This is a genomic window from Vibrio sp. T20 (assembly GCF_007858795.1).
Taxonomy (GTDB): Bacteria; Pseudomonadota; Gammaproteobacteria; order Enterobacterales; family Vibrionaceae; genus Vibrio; species Vibrio satsumensis.
In genome coordinates this window covers 196,001-215,231 of the sequence record NZ_VFEB01000093.1, presented here as the reverse complement: position 1 = coordinate 215,231, position 19,231 = coordinate 196,001, and the positions used below count along the sequence as shown (strand labels likewise).

Below are 19,231 nucleotides of genomic sequence, written 5' to 3'. Positions count from 1 at the left end.
CAAAATATTCGACTGGCTTTTGTATATCTATCGGTCTGCAAATACAGTTTTAACTTTACAATTAAAGAACCGCAGCGATGCCTTTACATAGAGGGCCCATGTTTGATTTAGTCATACCAGCTACACTGATACGGCCAGAACCAACAATGTAGATTGCGAATTCATCTTTCAGGCGAGTTACTTGCTCTTTGCTTAGGCCAGAGAAAGAGAACATACCATTTTGACGTTCGATGAATGTGAAGTCTGCATCAACACCTTCAGATTTCAGTGTTGTTACGAATAGCTCACGCATCTCTTGGATACGGTCGCGCATTTCTGCTACTTCTGCTTCCCATTCTGCACGTAGTTCAGCATCACCAAGGATGTGAGTGACTACAGCACTGCCGTGCGCTGGTGGGTTAGAATAGATAGAGCGGATAATGCTCTTAACTTGAGAGAACGCTGTCGTTGCTACGTCTGCAGATTCTGCAACCAGAGTGAATGCACCTACACGCTCGTTGTACAAACCGAAGTTCTTAGAGAACGAGCTAGCAACAAGGATCTCTTTGTTGTACTTAGCAAAAACACGTAGGCCAGCCGCATCTTCTTCAACGCCTTTTGCAAAACCTTGGTAAGCAAAATCGAATAGAGGCAGTAGTTTCTTCTCGGCAACCAACTTAGCCAGTACTTCCCATTCATCAGCAGTTGGGTCGATACCTGTTGGGTTGTGACAGCAGCCGTGAAGAAGAACGATGTCGCCTTCAGAAGCTTTTTCTAGGTCAGCTACCATGCCAGCGAAGTCTTTGTCTTTAGTTTCAGCGTTGTAGTAGCTGTATTGAGCCGTTTCGATACCCGCAGCAGCGAAAACGCCGTTGTGGTTAGCCCAAGTTGGGTTACTGATCCAGATTTTTACGTCGCCCAGTTGGCGCTTGATGAATTCACCCGCTACGCGAAGTGCACCTGTACCACCTGGAGCTTGTGCTGTTTTAGCGCGTTGAGACGTTACGATCTCTGCGTCTGAACCGAAAAGAAGTTTTTGAACCGCTAGACCGTATTCAGCTGTGCCTTCAATCGTTAGGTAAGATTTGGTTTTTTCGTTTTCAAGAAGTGCAGCTTCTGCTTTCTTTACTGTTTTAAGTACAGGCGTTTGACCATCTTCATTTTTGTAGATGCCAACACCAAGGTTGATTTTCTCTGCACGAGAGTCTTTTTTAAACTCTTCAGTAAGGCCGAGGATAGGATCGGCGGGAGCAGCTAACACTTTTTCAAACATAATCTTCATCCATGTCAATTGAGAGGGGATAGTATCTATGGGTAGTTATACCTGTATGGAATTTTTAAGACAATACGAAGTGAACAGAAAGGACAAAAAAAATCCATTTCAATCAGATTTATTGATTAAAGAGGGTATTTGATAACAAAACACCCTACGGATTAACCTATAGGGTGCAAGAAGTTAGTGGTTTTTGAATAGATTAAGCAGGTTGAGCAATAAAGCTTTCACGCTCAAGTTCACTGGGTACATTTTTGCCATCTTTGTAGAGCGCGGCAATTGAAACGAACTCCTGTTCGACGGCCAGAAAAGCTTGGACAACTTGCGGATCAAAGTGCGTCCCATTGCCCTCTAAGATGATCTGTTTAGCTTGTTCGTGAGTAAAGGCTGGCTTGTAAACGCGTTTTGATATTAGCGCATCATAAACATCAGCTAATGCCATTAAACGACCCGACAGTGGAATCTCTTCACCAGACAGTTGCTTTGGATAACCGCTGCCGTTCCATTTCTCGTGGTGAGTGAGAGAAATCTCTTTCGCGACTCTTAAGAAAGAGCTGCTTCCTAATTGTCTTTCTGCAATAGATAACGCTTCGGCGCCAATAGCAGGGTGACCTTTCATTATCTCAAACTCTTCGTCCGTCAATTTGCCCGGTTTCAATAACACGCTATCAGGAACGCCTACTTTGCCTACATCGTGTAGTGGAGCAGATTTGTAGAGCAGCTCGATGTAGTTGGGTGTTAACAAGCTTGAGTGAGTTTCTGACTTGCTGAGCTCTTGCGCGAGTACCTTTACGTACTCTTGAGTTCTTAGGATATGGGCACCCGTTTCATTGTCTCGAGATTCTGCCAGCGCAGATAGGCTCACAATAGCAACGTCACGTGTTGTTTTGACTTCGTTTTGCGCGTTTTCGAGGCTATCAAGCATGGTATTGGTCATTGATGCCATTGAACCAAGCTCGTTGTAGCCGAATATCGGTAAACGAACGCCTTGCTCGCCATTGGTTACCTTGTTCAATGCGCATTCTTGGCTAAGGAGAATACGTTTAATCAGTTTGCTCCACAGTGTCATGATGGTGATTGCGTATCCACCCAGTACCACAGCCAAATAAGTAAACTCTTTGATCACGCTGATCTTGCCGGTGCCATCCAATAAGCGGTCAGGGTTATGTTCTAGCCAAAAGATGTCCTTGACGGCAATCATCGTCAACATAGTCGTCAGTGTTACCAGAAGTACGATGACTAAACCAATCATTTGCTTAACCAGCGAACTCCTTTCACCAACCAGTTGGAAGTCAAATTGCCCAGTCGTCTCCATTTTATCTATTTGGCTGATCTTGGCGTTCAATTGAAGAATGGTTCCGGTAAAGAAACCAAATAGGCTCATGCCAAATAGCACTTTCAAATTGCTATCTATCGTGAATTCATAGCTTAAGTTGTAATAGAGCGCGAAAGGGATACTTGCAGCAAAAAATAGCAGGGTATCTAGCTGGGCGAATCGGCCTTGTTTGACTAAGGAATGTTGCGCCAATAAGTAATAACGCACGAGCCATAATAAGACAAACACAATACTGACTTGTGTGAAAATCTCTAACGTCGTTAAGCTCTCGAGCATAGGGCACACCCTACTGCCGTAGGTGCCAAACAGCACGCCAGCAATGACGTATAACTTAGTCGTTAGCGATTGATTGTAATTTGAAGTATCCATCGATAAGCCTTTGTTCTCATTCTTATTAGATTTACGTATTCATTGATTCACGACTTTAGAGTTATGAATGATTAGCATAATTGACGTGAATAAGACCGAAAATTCTATCGATAGCTTTCGTGGATTGATACAAGAAACTGGTTTGTGTTAGATATTTGTTAGCTAGGTGAGGGTTATTGCAGCATTTTTATGAAGATACTTGAATAGCCTCGGTCGAGGTTCGAGGCTATTCAGTCGGTATATTTGACTTAAGTCGCGAGTGATTGAGTTCGCGACCGACTCTAAATCAAATTACTTTTTCAGATTGATTTCAGCTTCAATAGAGCCTGTTTCAATCTCAGGGTGAGACGCTAGTTTGTCTGCAGCCCATTGGTTGATGTGTTTCAGAATAGCAGACACTGCGTGTTTTTCCGTTGGTGCTTGGTCTTGTTCAACATCGATCTTTTGCTTTGGATGTGAGCCTGTCGCATCTTCAGCAATATGGAGCCAATCTGGGTGCCAGTAATATGGCTGGCCGCTCGGTGTTGTCCAACTGTGAACACCGTTTGACTCTCCTTTATAACTTAATTGGTCTGCTTCTATTTTTTTCATTGTTATCTCGCATGTTTTTGGGTTACATCAAATTATTGAGGTAGAAAGCCAACTTAGCTCCTACCTTGGGTACAAACTTAGCAAAGCTTACAAAGTTATCTGTGAAGTAATTCACACTATTGTGGAAATTAGGTGCGATCATATGGATAGCAGCAATAGTTGTTGGCGTAAGTGATAAAATCACCGGCTTACAGAATTTCTCTAGGTAGTACAATTAGATGGCGCGTTATGAAGAGCTTGCAAAGGATATTCGGATTCAGATAGCCAACAATACGTGGCGATCCGGAGAGAAGATCCCTTCGGTACGCATGAGTTGTCGCAATTACAACGTCAGCAATAGTACTGTCTTACAAGCCTACCAGTTGCTAGAAAGCGAAGGATGGATCATCGCTAAACCTCAGTCGGGCTACTTTGTCGCGCCGAGACTGGACGGCGTTGATTACGTAGAGCCATTCGTTCGTGAAAAGAAAGCCATTAATGACCGCTTATTCGATTTCTTGAAGTCGAGTTCAGCCGAGGGTGTGATTCCTTTCGGCTCTGCATTCCCAGATCCTGATCTTTTCCCATTACCTACCTTGACTCGAAATCTAGCCAGTGCTGGCAGGAAGATGACGGGTACCAGTGTGATTAACAATTTGCCACCTGGAAGTGAGTCTTTAAGAAGGCAAATCGCACAGCGTTATCTGCAGCAAGGTATTACGGTTAATCATCAAGACATCGTGATTACGTCAGGTGCAATGGAAGCGCTCAACTTGAGCCTGCAAACGGTCACTAAGTCGGGTGATAACGTCGTGATAGAGTCTCCTGCATTCTATGGTGCACTGCAGGCCGTTGAGAGGCTAGGGCTTAACCCTATCGAAGTGGACGTTTGCCCAATCAATGGGCTGAATATAGAGCAGTTTGAAAACGCACTACGAAACCAAGATGTTAAAGCGTGTTGGCTGATGACGACTTTTCAAAACCCGACGGGAACCAGTTTGTCGGAACAGGCAAAGCGCCGTGTGGTAGAGATTGCAGAACAACATGAAACCTACATTATTGAAGATGATGTGTATGGTGACCTTTATTACGAAGGGCATAAGCCGAAACCACTAAAGGCTTTCGATAAGACAGATTCTGTGTTGCTTTGTGGTTCATACTCAAAAAGTTTATGTCCGGGCTATCGAGTCGGATGGGTTGTGAACACGCGTTTTAACGATGCCATTCAAAAGCTTCAACTTCTTTCTACGTTATCAAGCAGTGCACCCGTCCAGCTAGGGGTTGCGCACTTCCTTACTCATGAAAGCTACGATAATCACCTTCGTAAACTGCGTAAAAACCTTTTACTGAGAAAAGAGCGCTTTATTGGTGTGATTAAACAGTACTTCCCGCATTCCATCGAGATTGAAGAGCCTGCTGGTGGATATTTCGTTTGGGTTCGTTTCTCTGAAAAATTCGACAGTCAGCAATTTCATCAATTAGCGATCTCCCAAGGTATCAGTGTCGCATCGGGAGATTTGTTTAGTGAGCAGGGCAGGGTAGACAACGCGATTCGGTTGAATTTCTCTTACGATCTTACCGAAGAGAAAGAGCAAGCCCTGATCTTACTAGGCAAGCTTGCACATCAACTTACGCACTCGTAAAACCTTAAGTCGCTCATAAAACAGAAAATGATTGCAACTGTACGGGTTGTTTGTGGCGTAACTGTACGCCTAATTGACCAGATAGTTGTGATTCAATAACGGTAGACCAAATATTGGAGATACCGTTATGTTGAAAATGACTATGGGAAATGAAGTTAAGCTGATTGTCGTCGCGATTGTGTGTGCGCTTCTGCTTATTCTTGGCCACGTACTGCTGGCAAAAGCATTCGCTGATATGGCGTGGGCGGAATACACCACTGCCGCGATCCCATTCGTTATGATGGCAATCTGCGGTCTCGCAATAAAATACGCTATCGACCAAGACGTGGATTAGCTTTTGAATAACGAGTCTTAGATAGTAGTACGCAGAAACAGCCATCGTCTCGTTTTATTCCGAACATAAAAAAACCTCCGCTAGTGCGGAGGTTTTTATTTGTTCTTAACTTTTAAATTCGATTTAGGCTCGAATTAGAAGTTTGCAGAGCGTGGTGTACGTGGGAATGGAATCACGTCACGAACGTTGCCCATACCTGTTACGTAAGATACTAGACGCTCGAAACCAAGACCGAAACCAGCGTGTGGCACTGTGCCGTATTTACGTAGGTCGCGGTACCAGCTCATGTGCTCAGGGTCGATACCCATAGCAATCATACGCTCGTCTAGAATGTCTAGACGCTCTTCACGTTGTGCACCACCGATGATTTCACCGATGCCTGGTGCAAGTACGTCCATTGCCGCAACTGTTTTGCCGTCGTCGTTTAAGCGCATGTAGAAAGCTTTGATGTCTTTCGGGTAGTTCTTAACGATAACAGGTGCTTTGAAGTGCTCTTCAGCTAGGTAACGTTCATGCTCAGAAGACATGTCGATGCCCCACTCAACGTCAAACTCAAACTTCTTACCAGAGTCTAGTAGGATTTGGATTGCGTCAGTGTAGTCAACTTGTGCGAAGTCAGCGTCAACGAATTGCTCTAGACGAGTAATTGCTTGCTTGTCGATGCGAGAAGCGAAGAACTCTAGGTCGTCGCGGCGCTCTTCAAGAACAGCAGCGAAAACGTACTTAAGCATGTCTTCAGCCAGTTTCGCTACATCGTTAAGGTCTGCAAACGCAACTTCAGGCTCAACCATCCAGAACTCAGCTAGGTGGCGGCTTGTGTTTGAGTTTTCAGCACGGAACGTCGGACCGAACGTGTAAACCTTGCTTAGTGCACAAGCGTAAGCTTCAGCATTAAGTTGGCCAGATACTGTTAGGAACGTCTCTTTACCGAAGAAATCTTCGTTGAAGTCTACGTCGCCTTTTTCAGTGCGTGGTAGGTTTTCCATGTCTAGCGTAGAAACGCGGAACATTTCACCTGCGCCTTCTGCATCAGATGCAGTAATAAGCGGAGCAGAAGTCCAGAAGAAGCCTTGCTCGTGGTAGAAACGGTGAATCGCTTGAGATAGACAGTTACGTACACGTGCTACTGCGCCAATCACGTTTGTACGTGGACGTAGGTGAGCAACTTCACGAAGGTATTCGATAGAGTGACGTGTCTTAGCCATTGGGTAAGTGTCAGCGTCTTCAACCCAGCCTACAACTTTAACGTCAGTTGCTGCTAGTTCGAAGTCTTGACCTTTCGCAGGAGACTCAACAATCTTACCTGTTACTTCAACAGAGCAGCCAGTCGTTAGCTTTAATACTTCGTTTTCGTAATTATTAAGATTATTAGGAACCACGGCCTGAATCGGGTCGAAACAAGAGCCGTCATAAATGGCAAGGAAAGAGATTCCAGCTTTGGAATCACGACGTGAACGGATCCAGCCGCGAACAGTTACTTCACTGTCTACCGCTAGCTTGCCGCCAAGTACGTCTGTTACAGGCGCGTAAGTCATGTTGATTTCATTCTCCATTGAGGGACAAATTCAACTCAAAGTCTCTGGCATTGCTGCATATAAACATACATTTGCACAATAATTAGCCGAAACATTAAGTTGTATAAACTTTTTAAATCGATTGAACATATTACCTGTCATACCGACAGCTTCAACCTTTATTCTTGCTTGGTGAAAGAAATATTGTGTCTACTGACCATAAATACGTTTGAGGGTGTGTTTTTTGTTCGATCTTAGCCTGCACCTTACCTTTCAGCCCAATGTCAGTCGTTGAACGAGCAAGGCGTAATCGAAACCTTTGTTTTCAATAATGGGAGTGTGATTGTGTTGAGACTCGCTCTATATTGGCGCGGATTCAGTCATATTGGACTTGATCACTTTCTTAATTTCCCACTAAAGCAACAAGAGGAGTTTAATATTTACGTGTTAATTACGCCGCCTTAGCCCCTGCATTTTCTCTACACCCGCACTTTTCGAGCGCTCGCTCATTCAAGAAAAACAGTCGATCAAATTATGTCTGAACAAGGCAGGACTGGCTGTACAAGTAAAAGAGAATTACATGCTTAATTATTTAAAAAAACACTGGTTATCAAACGTTAAAGGAGATTCATTATCTGGGATTGTGGTTGCACTCGCATTGATCCCTGAAGCCATCGCATTTTCAATTATCGCAGGCGTAGACCCTAAGGTAGGGCTCTATGCATCTTTTTGTATCTGTGTTGTCACCGCTTTGGTTGGCAGTCGTCCGGGGATGATTTCCGGTGCAACAGGCGCTATGGCGCTCTTAATGGTCACATTAGTGAGAGAGCACGGACTAGAGTACCTACTCGCAGCTTCATTCCTAGCTGGCGTCATTCAAATCGCGGCTGGGTATCTCAAGCTTGGTAACCTGATGAATTTCGTTTCCAAATCGGTGATTACTGGATTTGTTAACGCGCTCGCCATCCTAATCTTCATGGCCCAGCTCCCTGAATTGATCAATGTCCCTTCAAGTGTTTACGTATTAGTCGCTTTGGGTTTGGTGATCATTTATCTGCTTCCTTATTTTCCCAAGTTTGGTCGTGCAATACCTTCTCCATTGGTCGCGATTGTTACCCTGACAATCATTAGTTTGTTGTTTGGGTTAGATGTCAGAACGATTGGCGATATGGGTAAGCTTCCTGATTCACTGCCTGTGTTATTGATCCCTAATATTCCATTCACGTTTGATACGCTTGCGACCATCCTTCCATATTCTATCGCTCTGTCTCTGGTTGGCTTATTGGAATCATTGATGACGGCGACAATTGTTGATGACCTGACAGAGACTGAAAGTAATAAAAACAATGAGTGCAAAGGGCAGGGCGTTGCGAACATCGTTGCCTCATTATTTGGTGGAATGGCGGGGTGTGCGATGATCGGTCAGTCGATCATAAACATCAAATCAGGCGGCTTAACCCGATTATCTAGCATGATCGCCGGGGTTGTTTTGTTATTAATGGTAGTGTTTGTTTCGGATTGGTTGAAGTTGATACCGATGGCGGCTTTAGTGTCTGTGATGATTATGGTTTCAATCGGTACGTTCTCGTGGCGCTCTATTGTTGAACTTAAAGACCATACACTTCCAACTAACGTAACCATGTTAGCGACTGTGGCGGTTGTGGTGTTTACTCATAACTTAGCGATTGGGGTTGCGGTTGGCGTGGTTTTATCGGCTCTGTTTTACGCACATGCCAGCAAATCCATGGTGTTTATATCTGATGAAGTCGTGACCAACGAAATGCACACTATTCACCGAGTAAAAGGCCATGTCTTTTTTGCGTCTTCAGATGCGTTTGTTGACCTATTCGATTACGACAACGCGACCTCTTTAGTGACCATCGACATATCTGATGCATCGTTTCTCGATAATACATCGGTAGAGGCGCTTGATAAGGTCGTGTTTAAGTTCCGTAAAAAGGGAGCTTATGTGGAGGTTTCCGGAATGGATACTGTGAGTGCGAATCTCATATTCAAACACGCGATGTATCACAAGCATAAAGACTTAACCGCGGTTTCCATTACGCACTAATCATTGTCTAAGGTTCTTTGAAAGCCTGAACTAGACATTGCTAGGAAGATAAAGCGCTCATTGTTGAGCGCTTTTTGTTGGCGATTGAAAGTCTATTTATATGCTGTTCTATTAACAGAGAATAGACGATCTATGACTTCTTCTTGGTACTCGACAAAGTAAATTGATTAATCAGTGACTCAAGGTGATCGGACAGTTCTTCCAAGTCATTACTGATCCCACGAGTTTCACCAGCAGAGCGCGACGTATTATCGGCATGAGAGGTAATGGTCTCAACTTTTTGCTGCACATCTTGGGTAGCGTGTGTGGTCGATTGTGTCTGTTGTTGAATATTTTGTGCATGAGCTAGCACTTGTTTCATCTCTTTTACAACACCATTCATTTCAATTGAAAGTGCATCGATATCTGTTGAGCTTTGATGCGCTTGTTCGCAAACGTGATCAGCAGAAGCTAGCGATTCTTCACTGCCTTGCTGGAATTGATGAATGATTGACTCAATGCTGCCTGTTGCTTCTGCGGTTCGTGATGCAAGATGACGAACTTCATCAGCCACTACCGCAAACCCACGCCCTTGTTCTCCCGCACGTGCCGCTTCAATTGCTGCATTCAAGGCCAGAAGGTTGGTTTGGTCGGCAATACCACGAATCACGCTCAATATAGAAGAGACTTCTCCAGTCTGCTCGTTGAGTGTCAGTATTTTGTATTTCACCTCTTCTATGCTGGTGACGAGGTTTTTTATCTCACCGCTTGCCTCATGTGCTTGGTTAGCACTCTTGCACGCCACATCGGCGGTGTGATTAATGAGCTCCGACGCGGTTAAAGTGGCTTGCTCTACATTGACTTGTTGCGCTTGGATACCTTCAACATTGTGTTGTACTTCAGCGGTTTCATTTTGCTGATCGCTGGCGGCTTGCTCGGTAATTTGTGCAACGCTGGTCAGCTGGTTGGCAGACGCATTCAATTTGTGAGAGGTGTCTTGTACCTTCTCTAAGCTGTGAGAAACGGTACCCATGAATGAGTTGATGGAGTTCGCGAGCGTACCGATCTCATCTTTACTTTGTTCAGGCAGCCGAGTGGATAGGTTTTTATCGTTGCTGACTTGGGTCATAAAGCGAGAAGTTTGTTGCAGCGGACGAACGATAATCTTACGAATGAGCCCCATTGTAAGAACGAATCCTGCAAACGAGATCACAGCCATAATGCCAATAGCAGTTATGGTTTGAGTGTTGATTAACGAATTGACATGACTAAGGTTATATTCGAGGCGAATCGCACCTAATATTTCGCCTTCAGGCGCCATATGGCATGCCACGCAATTGGTGCCACGGTAGTTTTCACTGGATTTCATTGGTAGGGCAATGACTAAGCCTTTACCCCAATCGGCAGAAAAGGGTTCGATAACCGTTTCACCTGCTAGTGCTCGCTTGTCGATATCATCAACAGGTCTTTGATTGTCATTACCGGGACCGTATAACTTGCTTACAGCGTCAGCGCGCAAAACACGAACGTCTTCAATGCCTTCTTGTGCTAACGCTTTTTGACGCAAGGTCTCTTTTTGCGCCATTGTGCCAGTCAGCATCATCATATTGAGGCTATCGAAATAGTTACTTGCCTTATCGTGAAGCTGTTCACTCAATACAGAGTTAACAAGTTGTTTTTGCTGCGAATATTGAAAGTAGGTCGATATTGCTAGCAAAAAAGTGAACACAATAGCGAGGGCCACTAGAATTTTGAAGGTTATAGTTGAGCGCATAAGGTATCAATTTTTTATTTTTTAATGACGCGCATACTGTACGTGTAAGAACCACTACCACCTATGGGGTATGGCTAATTGTGTGACCATACTCCGGTTGTGGTTATGTTTCTGTGATGTAGCAAGTTTGTATTATGTGTTATGCCAAAATATAACGTTGAGTTGTGAATTTGATTCTAATTAGAGAAGAGAGTCTCGGATGCTATGAGCTAGATGTATTTATCAGCTTGTCTTTTATCAATGAAGATTATTGTATTTAGAAGGTTTGGTGGTCAATTTGTGCCCAAATGGCTATTTTGTTCAATTTAATAGCAAAAAATGTGGTTATAGCGTTGTGTTTCGAGGCTCATTCGATAAGATGAAGTGACCTCTAATGATAGAGGTAGGGCAGCAACGGATACGCTGCTTCAAATACTATGGAATGTGACTTATTGATATTGGACACATACATGAAATTCAAGATTACATCCCCGATCATCGAACCCACAGAAGGGTCACCACATCAGAAGACGGCTTCTTTGTCTGATCACTCCTCTCTATACTCTCGCTTGTACTACTCGTTTTCTACTGCCTTTTCGCGATTTAACTCCGCTTATCGCTCCTATCGATATTCGTTTTAAAGCTTAACTTCTTTCGATTTTTCTTTGCATCTTGGTTGATGACAGAGAACTACACCTATTAAAAACAAAATAAATAAGTTAAAGACAATGAATATTAAAATGATGGGTAGCTCCCTAATTATCGCTGGTACCGCTCTCGGTGCTGGTATGCTTGCAATCCCAATGGTATTAGCTCAATTCGGATTGCTTTACGGCACACTGCTGATGGTACTGATCTGCTTCGGTACGACTTACGCAGCATTACTACTTCTAGAAGCGACCATCAAAGCGGGTGGCGGTTTAGGACTAAACTCAATTGCCCGAAAAACCTTGGGTAAACAAGGTCAGTTGCTTACTAACGGCTTGCTATACGCGTTATTGATTTGCCTGCTAATGGCTTACATTCTGGGCGCAGGTGATTTGCTGAGTAAGCTACTGTCTAACTTTGGTATTGAAGTCACCGCTACGGCAAGCCAAATCGGATTCACCTTGGTTGCTGGCGCTATAGTCGCAAGTGGCACTGGTGTTATTGATAAACTTAACCGTGCATTGTTCTTCGTGATGCTTGCTAGCTTGTTTGCAACCATGGCGTTCTTAGCGCCGAGCATGACTCAAGAAAACTTGATGCAGGTGACCAGCCATGACCACGTTGATCTAATCAAAACCAGTGCCATCCTGTTTACAAGCTTTGGCTTTATGGTTGTGATTCCAACCTTGGTTTCTTACAACCACGAAGCGACAGACAAACAGCTGCGTAACATGGTGATCGTCGGTTCTCTGATCCCATTAGTGTGTTACTTGTGTTGGTTATTTGCTGTGGTAGGTAACTTGAGTGAAGAGCAATTCAGAAGCTTCAAGAACGTATCAGATTTGATGGCGGCGTTTGAGGCTCAATCTCCTTGGGTAGGTAACGTTCTGTCTACCTTCACTGGTTTGGCATTGTTGACCTCTTTCTTTGGTGTGGCGATGGCGTTGTTCAACCAGAACAAAGACATGTTCAACCAAAACACAGCGGTAACGTACTGCATTAGCTTCATCTTACCGTTGGCGGGTTCACTGCTTGCAGCAGACAAGTTCCTACAAGTGCTGAACTACGCAGGTATCATCTTAGTGTTCTTGGCTGTGTTTGTTCCTCTAGTGATGGTTCATAAGCAACGCTTCATGAAAGTAGCTGATGACCGATACCGAGCAGAAGGTGGCAGCGCAATGATGTTGTTCTCATTGCTGTTTGGTTGCTTCTTGCTTATCTCGCAAGTGATCTAGTTCTGTGGTCCATTATCTAAGATGCGAATCAAGCATCTTAGATATAAGTGACCGGAATTCAGATACAAAAAAAGGAACGCATCGGCGTTCCTTTTTATTATCTGCTCGTTACCAAGCAAGCTCTGTTAAGTGTTGGCTTGTTAACTTATGCTGGCCAATAAACGAATACGGACTAGCAAACCAACGTTAACTAACAAACGAATGCTAATTAACAAACAACCTTAACAGCCAAACCACCTTGAGAAGTCTCACGGTATTTAGCGTTCATGTCTTTACCTGTTTCTAGCATCGTTTCGATAACTTTATCTAGAGAAACAGTAGGAGCAGAAGAACGACGAAGTGCCATACGAGTCGAGTTGATTGCTTTAACTGCAGCAATACCGTTACGCTCGATACATGGTACTTGTACTTGGCCAGCAACTGGGTCACACGTTAGACCTAGGTTGTGCTCCATACCGATTTCTGCAGCCATACATACTTGCTCAGGGCTACCACCCATAAGTTCAGCAAGACCAGCAGCAGCCATAGAACATGCCACACCAACTTCACCCTGGCAGCCGACTTCAGCACCAGAGATAGAAGCGTTACGCTTGTAAAGACCACCGATCGCGCCAGAAGCTGCGAAGTAACGGATGTAATCTTTCTCTGTCACTGTTTGGATGAACTTATCGTAGTAAGCCAATACAGCAGGGATAATGCCACATGCGCCGTTTGTTGGTGCCGTTACTACACGACCGCCAGCTGCATTTTCTTCGTTTACTGCGAAAGCAAACATGTTTACCCAGTCAACAACCGACATTGGATCATTGGTTGTTTTTTCTGAAGTCATTAGCTGTTGGCGAAGTGCTGCTGCACGGCGAGGAACACGTAGTGGACCAGGCAGGATACCTTCAGTATTCATACCGCGATCCATACATTCACGCATCGTTTTCCAGATGTTCGCGAAGTAAGTACGAGACTCTTCGTCTGAGTGGAAAGCCGCTTGGTTTTTCATAACCAGTGTACTGATAGAAAGGCCGCTTTCTTTACACTGATTAACCAGCTCTTCAGCTGTTGTGAATTCGTAAGGTGCTTTAATTGGGTTTTCTTCTTCTTTGCCGAAGTTCTCTTCGTCAACGATGAAACCGCCACCAATTGAGTAGTACGTTTTTGAGTATGCAACTTCGTCACCAATCCAAGCATGAATGCTCATGCCGTTCTCGTGTAGAGAAAGGTTGCTAGTGTGGAAGTTCATACCGCCATCACGTGGGAACGATACTGTATGACAGTGCATGCCAACAGGAAGGCGCTCAGTTTCTTCTACGCGAGCAATGAAGCCAGCAATAGAATCGATATCAACACGCTCAGGAGTATTGCCAGCAAGACCCATGATGATTGCGATATCTGTGTGGTGACCTTTCCCTGTCAGTGATAGTGATCCATATACGTCCACGGTGATTTTAGTGATGTCGCGCAATTTTCCCATTGAACGTAGGTCATCAATAAATTCTTTACCCGCTTTCATTGGTCCAACTGTGTGTGAGCTCGATGGACCAACACCGATTTTATAGATATCAAATACACTAATCATAGCGATTACCTCAAAAAGAGAGCCTCCCAAGGGGAGTAGGGAGGCTCATTTATTATCATTATATTTTGTGTCTAATCTCGCGATATAAGATGAAGCACATCTTATAAAAAGGGCTTGAGATTAAAGAGCGCCGTAGATTACAGAACTAATAGCCGCTAGACCACATAAAGCTGTAAAGATTTGTACAGGCGCTGAAGTTTTGTACTTAGCCATTGCTGGTACTTTGTTCATTGCGAATACAGGCATTAGGAACAGGATAGCTGCAATCATTGGAGCACCCATTGTTTCAATCATACCTAGGATGCTTGGGTTAACTACCGCAACAATCCAAGTTGTAATAACGATGAACGCTAGAGATGCTTTTTCAATCTTGCTTACTGAAGAACCAGAGCGAGATTTGATTAGACCAACAAGACCTTCGTGAGCACCAAGGAAGTGACCAAAGTAGCTTGAAGTAATTGCCGCGAACGCTACTAGAGGACCCATGTAAGAGATAAGTGGAGACTCGTGAACGTTAGCTAGGTAAGAAAGAACAGAGATGTTCTGTGCTTGTGCTGTTGCTAGTTGCTCTGGAGATAGAGAAAGTACTACAGAGAATACGAAGAACATTACAAAGCCCATCAGCATCATTGCTGCGCCGCCAGTAATTTGGTCAGTTTTCTTAACTGCGTCTTCACCGTATACACGACGTTGCTCTTTAGAGAACTGTGAAATGATTGGGCTGTGGTTGAAAGAGAACACGATGATTGGAATAGCAAGCCAGATAATAGAAGGCATTGTTGACCATTCTGGGCTTACATCCATCATTGAAGTGTTCCAGTCAGGAACTAGGTAGAAAGATAGTGCTAGTAGGATGAATACTAGTGGGTAAACCATCGCTGAAGTTGCTTTAAGCATCAGCTCTTTACCGAATACAACACCTGCTGTCATAGCAAGGATAAGTGCACCAGAAAGAAGAGGACGTGGAATTGATTCCATACCCATTTGGTTTACTAGGAAAGAGTCAACTGTGTTTGTGATACCAACACCGTAGATAAGAACGATCGGGTAGATAGCGAAGAAGTAAGCAAAAGTAATAATGTTTGCGCCAGTCTTACCGAAGTGCTCTTCAACTGTGTCTGTAATATCAGCTTCAGGGTTTTTAGCAGACAGTACGAAACGAGCTAGAGATTTGTGTGCGAACCAAGTCATTGGTGCCGCGATTAAAGCTAGGATAACTAATGGCCAAAAACCACCCGCACCAGCTTTGATTGGAAGGAATAGTACGCCAGCACCAACTGCTGTACCGAATAGTGATAAACACCAGGTAAAATCTTTGTAGTTAAACTTGCTTGAATCTTTAACGGCATTTGCCGAAGAAGTTGTTGTGTTCATGTTAAATTACTCATTTTTTGGGAACAGGAAATAAGTCGGGGCTAATTCTGCAGAATTTTCTTCTACAAAAAATAGATCTAAATCATGTAATGAAACGGCGTGTCACATGATATGCGAAAAACGGATTTTTGATCACGAAAATAGCGTGCCACAGGTGATTTATGCTTATGCTTGGTATTAGTTTTATTAATGCGAAAGGAGGTGTTGTATAGATTTATACCAGGGAAACGTTTGCGTAAAATTGCATTAATAAATCTGTTCCATGGAAAGACTGCTTTTTGTTAACAGAGATTAAACAAAACGTAGTTGCTATGTAATTTGTTGCACTACATGTTGCTGCAGTGATTGAATGATTTGCGCCGTAACGCCCCAAATTAGGTGCTCTTGGAAGGGCATCGCAAAAACACGATGCTTGATTTGTTTGAAGTTAACAGTGTGGCTGTGTAACTTGGCTTGGTCTAAAACATAGGTAGCGGGTACCTCAAAAATTGAGGCAACTTCGTTTTCATCAATGATGGCTTTATAGTCAGGATCGACCATGGCAACAATCGGCGTCACAGAAAATTTACTAATAGTACTCAATGCAGGTAATTGCCCAACAATTTTAACTTGATCCGATCGAATTCCCACCTCTTCATGGAGCTCTCTGAGTGCAGTAAATTGCATAGAAGGGTCAGAAAGTTCGTGTTTACCTCCAGGAAAGCTGACTTGGCCGGGGTGATGCTTTAAATGAGCGGCTCTTTTAGTAAAAATGACATGTAAACCATCTTCTCTTTCAACTAAACCTACCACCACCGCCGCTTTACGTAATTGATCGCCATTGATATGCGAAACACGCTCTACTGACTCTGGGTGATAGCCAACGGTAGGGTTAAGTTGGAATTGTTGAAGGAAGTTTTCTTTATTCATATCAAGCCAATATATTGATTGTTATGATTTTAAGTATAGACATAACAGTGGGTTGATTACCAATACTGAGTTTTTCTTCATTTACTTTCCCTCTTTAATTATGAATTGGGCGTCATGAGGGGTTGTTTACCGATGAATCTCCTCGAAATGACGATTTTTGCTATATTCAATATGTGTATACAGGCGAGCAAGCGTTATCCATGTCATAAAATTGGGTGACGAAACGTAGATTTTTCGTTTAAGAATTTGATAACAATAACTTAGTGGCCCATTCTAAAAAGAAATAGAAGAAAAGGTATGAGATGAAAGGAATCATATTCACCGAATTTTTAGAGCTTGTTGAAGACAAGTTTGGTTTAGAGCTTTTGGAAGAAGTTCTAGAAATGTCAGAAGATGAAGGGATCTACACGTCCGTTGGTAGTTATGATCACAGAGATCTGGTTAAGCTCATTATTAACTTGAGCAAAAAAACGGATATCGATGCTGCAAGCTTGCAACGCGTTTTCGGGCAGTCTGTATTTAAGAACTTACTCGCCTCTTTACCTAATAAAGCGAGCCTTGCTCATAGCAATACCACCTTTCAATTTATTCAGCACGTAGAGCGCTACATTCACGTTGAAGTGAAGAAGCTCTATCCGGATGCTGAGCCACCTGAATTCAGTTTTATTACTACGACCGAAGCACAACTTGTTTTTGACTACAAAAGCGCAAGGTGTATGTCTCACGTTTGTTTAGGGCTTATCGAAGGGTGTGCTGAATACCATGGTGAATCTATTGTGGTAGAAATGACGCCACAAAATGATGACCAAAGCGTGGTTAGGTTTAATCTCAAAGTAGAAAAGTGATATGGATCTGGTATCAGCCCTAGAGAAAAAGCTTAAACGTCAAATTGCTTCACGGAAAGTGGCCGAAGCATTGTTGGAACAAAAAAGTCTCGAACTGTTTGAGGCAAACCAACAACTTGAGCTTGCGCTGCGTCAGTTAGAAAAGCGCTCCAACGCAAATTTACGTCGGATTGAATTCCAAGAACAGATTGATAACCTGTTGATTGATTTCGGTCGTACATTTCTTATGAATGATCTAGACGATGTCATGTTGTCACAGTTGACGACGAATGTGACCAACAGTTATTTGATTGAAGGCAGTCGCTTGATATTGCCTCCAAAATTACTTCCTCAGCTAAAAACCTACGACTATGGCGATGAAGCTGTCGAGGTACTAGATCAAGATATTCAAGAGCCTCATTGGCAAGGCTGCCTACTTACCGTGCCGTTAGAGGTAGAAAAGGTGATAGTCGGTGCGTTAATAGTGAAGGTCAGGTTGTTAGATCAAGACTATGAATTTATACAGAGTCAACTGATGTTGGTGACTGATCTTATCTGTAGTGCACTAACTCATCAGCTTGCTATTAATCGAAATGTTGAATCGCGTAAACGAGCAGAGGAGTCCGAAAGGGCAACTCGTGATTTTGTCGCGATGATTAATCACGAATTAAGAACCCCTCTTAATGGCTTACTCGGTAGTGCAGAACTGATCAGTGATACAGAATTAAGTGGATCTCAGCGTGAGATAGTGAATAACCTGAGCCAATCTGGAGAGTTTCTCAGAACCATCATTAATGACCTACTGGATTACAGTAAAATTAATGCGGGAATGTTGGAGTTGATTCCAAAGAAGTTTGCACTGCTTGATTTAAGAAATACCATTGAAAGCATCTTTATTAATCGAGCCAAAGAGAAGCAGCTTGAATTTAATATCAGTGTGGCAACCAATGTTCCTTCTCACTTCAAAGGCGATTTAGAGCGTATCACTCAGTTATTTGTAAACTTAATCGGTAATGCGATTAAGTTTACCGAGGAAGGACATGTAAACGTTGATATCGAATGGCGTGACCAGCACTTCGTTTTCTCTGTAGAAGATACCGGAGTCGGTATTGCTGAGTCCGCTTATAAAACACTGTTTGAACCTTTTACTCAGGCCGATAATTCAAGTAGCCGAAATTATGAAGGCACAGGGCTAGGTCTGGCTATTTGTCGTAAGCTAGTTGGATTGATGCATGGTGATATTAGCGTGACCAGCATCGTGGGAAGTGGGACGACTTTTACTATTGCACTGCCTTTGCAGGTAATCGATGTTTCTGATGAAAACAGTCGAGTGTCGCAAGATACTGAATCAGATGTCGGCTTGTCTTTATTAAAAGTGCTGGTGGTTGATGATATTAAGATGAACCAGATCATCATCCAACAGATGTTGCGTAAGCACAAGATAGAGCCTGCTATTGCCAGCAATGGAGTCGAAGGGCTAGAGCTTGCTTCAGGTAATGAATATGACATAGTGTTTATGGATTGCAGAATGCCAGTCATGGACGGTTTTGAAGCGACAGAGAAGCTTAGAGAGAAGGGTTACGTTAAATCTATTGTGGCACTCACCGCCGGAACGACGCTAGAAGAGCGCGAACGTTGTATTCAGTGTGGGATGGACGACATTCTTAGTAAGCCTTATACAGCTATCGACCTTAAAGAAATGCTCAAGAAGTGGGGTGCTTCTGCTGTGAAGGTCGTTTAAGCCACGCTAATAACGAGTGATTAATTGTGAACCCCCTGATTTAGAAACTAAAAAAACCGAAGTGATTTTGCGGTCCTTCGGTTTCTTGTTATATCGAGTTTTTGCTAGT

14 protein-coding genes are annotated in these 19,231 nt (G+C 43.4%); 6 read left to right on the top strand and 8 right to left on the bottom strand.

The window, feature by feature from the left end; all coding sequences use genetic code 11:
• Nucleotides 1-61: 61 nt before the first annotated feature.
• From FTW16_RS12555 to FTW16_RS12545, 3 genes are all read right to left on the bottom strand, one after another.
• Complete coding sequence (locus FTW16_RS12555) at nt 62-1,252, bottom strand: amino acid aminotransferase (RefSeq protein WP_146491319.1); 1,191 nt, start codon at nt 1,250-1,252, stop codon at nt 62-64.
• Nucleotides 1,253-1,454: 202 nt separating this feature from the next.
• Nucleotides 1,455-2,957, bottom strand: a complete 1,503-nt coding sequence (locus tag FTW16_RS12550) for an HD-GYP domain-containing protein (RefSeq protein ID WP_261383444.1) — start codon at nt 2,955-2,957, stop codon at nt 1,455-1,457.
• Nucleotides 2,958-3,248: 291 nt separating this feature from the next.
• Nucleotides 3,249-3,548 carry a hypothetical protein gene (locus FTW16_RS12545; RefSeq protein WP_017060414.1) on the bottom strand — a complete coding sequence of 100 codons (300 nt, stop codon included), beginning with the start codon at nt 3,546-3,548 and terminating at the stop codon, nt 3,249-3,251.
• A gap of 218 nt (nt 3,549-3,766) precedes the next feature.
• On the opposite strand from FTW16_RS12545, the gene FTW16_RS12540 reads away from it, so the two are divergent.
• Nucleotides 3,767-5,170 carry a PLP-dependent aminotransferase family protein gene (locus FTW16_RS12540; protein ID WP_146491317.1) on the top strand — a complete coding sequence of 468 codons (1,404 nt, stop codon included), beginning with the start codon at nt 3,767-3,769 and terminating at the stop codon, nt 5,168-5,170.
• Between the two features lie 127 nt (nt 5,171-5,297).
• The gene (locus FTW16_RS12535; RefSeq protein ID WP_048668648.1) at nt 5,298-5,504 is read left to right on the top strand and encodes a hypothetical protein; all 207 of its coding nucleotides are present in this window, start codon (nt 5,298-5,300) and stop codon (nt 5,502-5,504) included.
• Between the two features lie 134 nt (nt 5,505-5,638).
• On the opposite strand, the gene asnS is transcribed toward FTW16_RS12535, so the two are convergent.
• Nucleotides 5,639-7,039 (bottom strand): asparagine--tRNA ligase, encoded by a 1,401-nt coding sequence (gene asnS, locus FTW16_RS12530; protein WP_017060416.1) that lies wholly within the window; start codon nt 7,037-7,039, stop codon nt 5,639-5,641.
• A gap of 559 nt (nt 7,040-7,598) precedes the next feature.
• On the opposite strand from asnS, the gene FTW16_RS12525 reads away from it, so the two are divergent.
• On the top strand, nt 7,599-9,089 hold the full coding sequence (locus tag FTW16_RS12525; protein ID WP_146491316.1) for a SulP family inorganic anion transporter: 1,491 nt from the start codon (nt 7,599-7,601) through the stop codon (nt 9,087-9,089).
• Between the two features lie 130 nt (nt 9,090-9,219).
• On the opposite strand, the gene FTW16_RS12520 is transcribed toward FTW16_RS12525, so the two are convergent.
• On the bottom strand, nt 9,220-10,842 hold the full coding sequence (locus FTW16_RS12520) for a methyl-accepting chemotaxis protein (protein WP_146491315.1): 1,623 nt from the start codon (nt 10,840-10,842) through the stop codon (nt 9,220-9,222).
• Between the two features lie 719 nt (nt 10,843-11,561).
• Between FTW16_RS12520 and FTW16_RS12515 the strand changes: the two genes are divergently transcribed.
• A complete protein-coding gene (locus FTW16_RS12515; protein ID WP_146491325.1) occupies nt 11,562-12,704 on the top strand; it encodes an amino acid permease in 1,143 nt (380 codons plus the stop codon).
• A gap of 208 nt (nt 12,705-12,912) precedes the next feature.
• Here the strand turns inward: FTW16_RS12515 and FTW16_RS12510 are convergent, their stop codons facing one another.
• From FTW16_RS12510 to FTW16_RS12500, 3 genes are all read right to left on the bottom strand, one after another.
• Nucleotides 12,913-14,274 (bottom strand): L-serine ammonia-lyase, encoded by a 1,362-nt coding sequence (locus tag FTW16_RS12510; protein ID WP_060981746.1) that lies wholly within the window; start codon nt 14,272-14,274, stop codon nt 12,913-12,915.
• Nucleotides 14,275-14,394: 120 nt separating this feature from the next.
• Complete coding sequence (locus FTW16_RS12505; protein WP_076652937.1) at nt 14,395-15,648, bottom strand: aromatic amino acid transport family protein; 1,254 nt, start codon at nt 15,646-15,648, stop codon at nt 14,395-14,397.
• A 309-nt stretch (nt 15,649-15,957) separates the two neighbouring features.
• The gene (locus FTW16_RS12500) at nt 15,958-16,557 is read right to left on the bottom strand and encodes a CoA pyrophosphatase (protein ID WP_146491314.1); all 600 of its coding nucleotides are present in this window, start codon (nt 16,555-16,557) and stop codon (nt 15,958-15,960) included.
• A gap of 302 nt (nt 16,558-16,859) precedes the next feature.
• Between FTW16_RS12500 and FTW16_RS12495 the strand changes: the two genes are divergently transcribed.
• Nucleotides 16,860-17,402, top strand: coding sequence for a heme NO-binding domain-containing protein (locus tag FTW16_RS12495; RefSeq protein ID WP_146491313.1), 543 nt, complete (start codon nt 16,860-16,862; stop codon nt 17,400-17,402).
• A gap of 1 nt (nt 17,403) precedes the next feature.
• Nucleotides 17,404-19,122 carry an ATP-binding protein gene (locus tag FTW16_RS12490; RefSeq protein WP_146491312.1) on the top strand — a complete coding sequence of 573 codons (1,719 nt, stop codon included), beginning with the start codon at nt 17,404-17,406 and terminating at the stop codon, nt 19,120-19,122.
• The last annotated feature ends 109 nt before the right edge of the window (nt 19,123-19,231 follow it).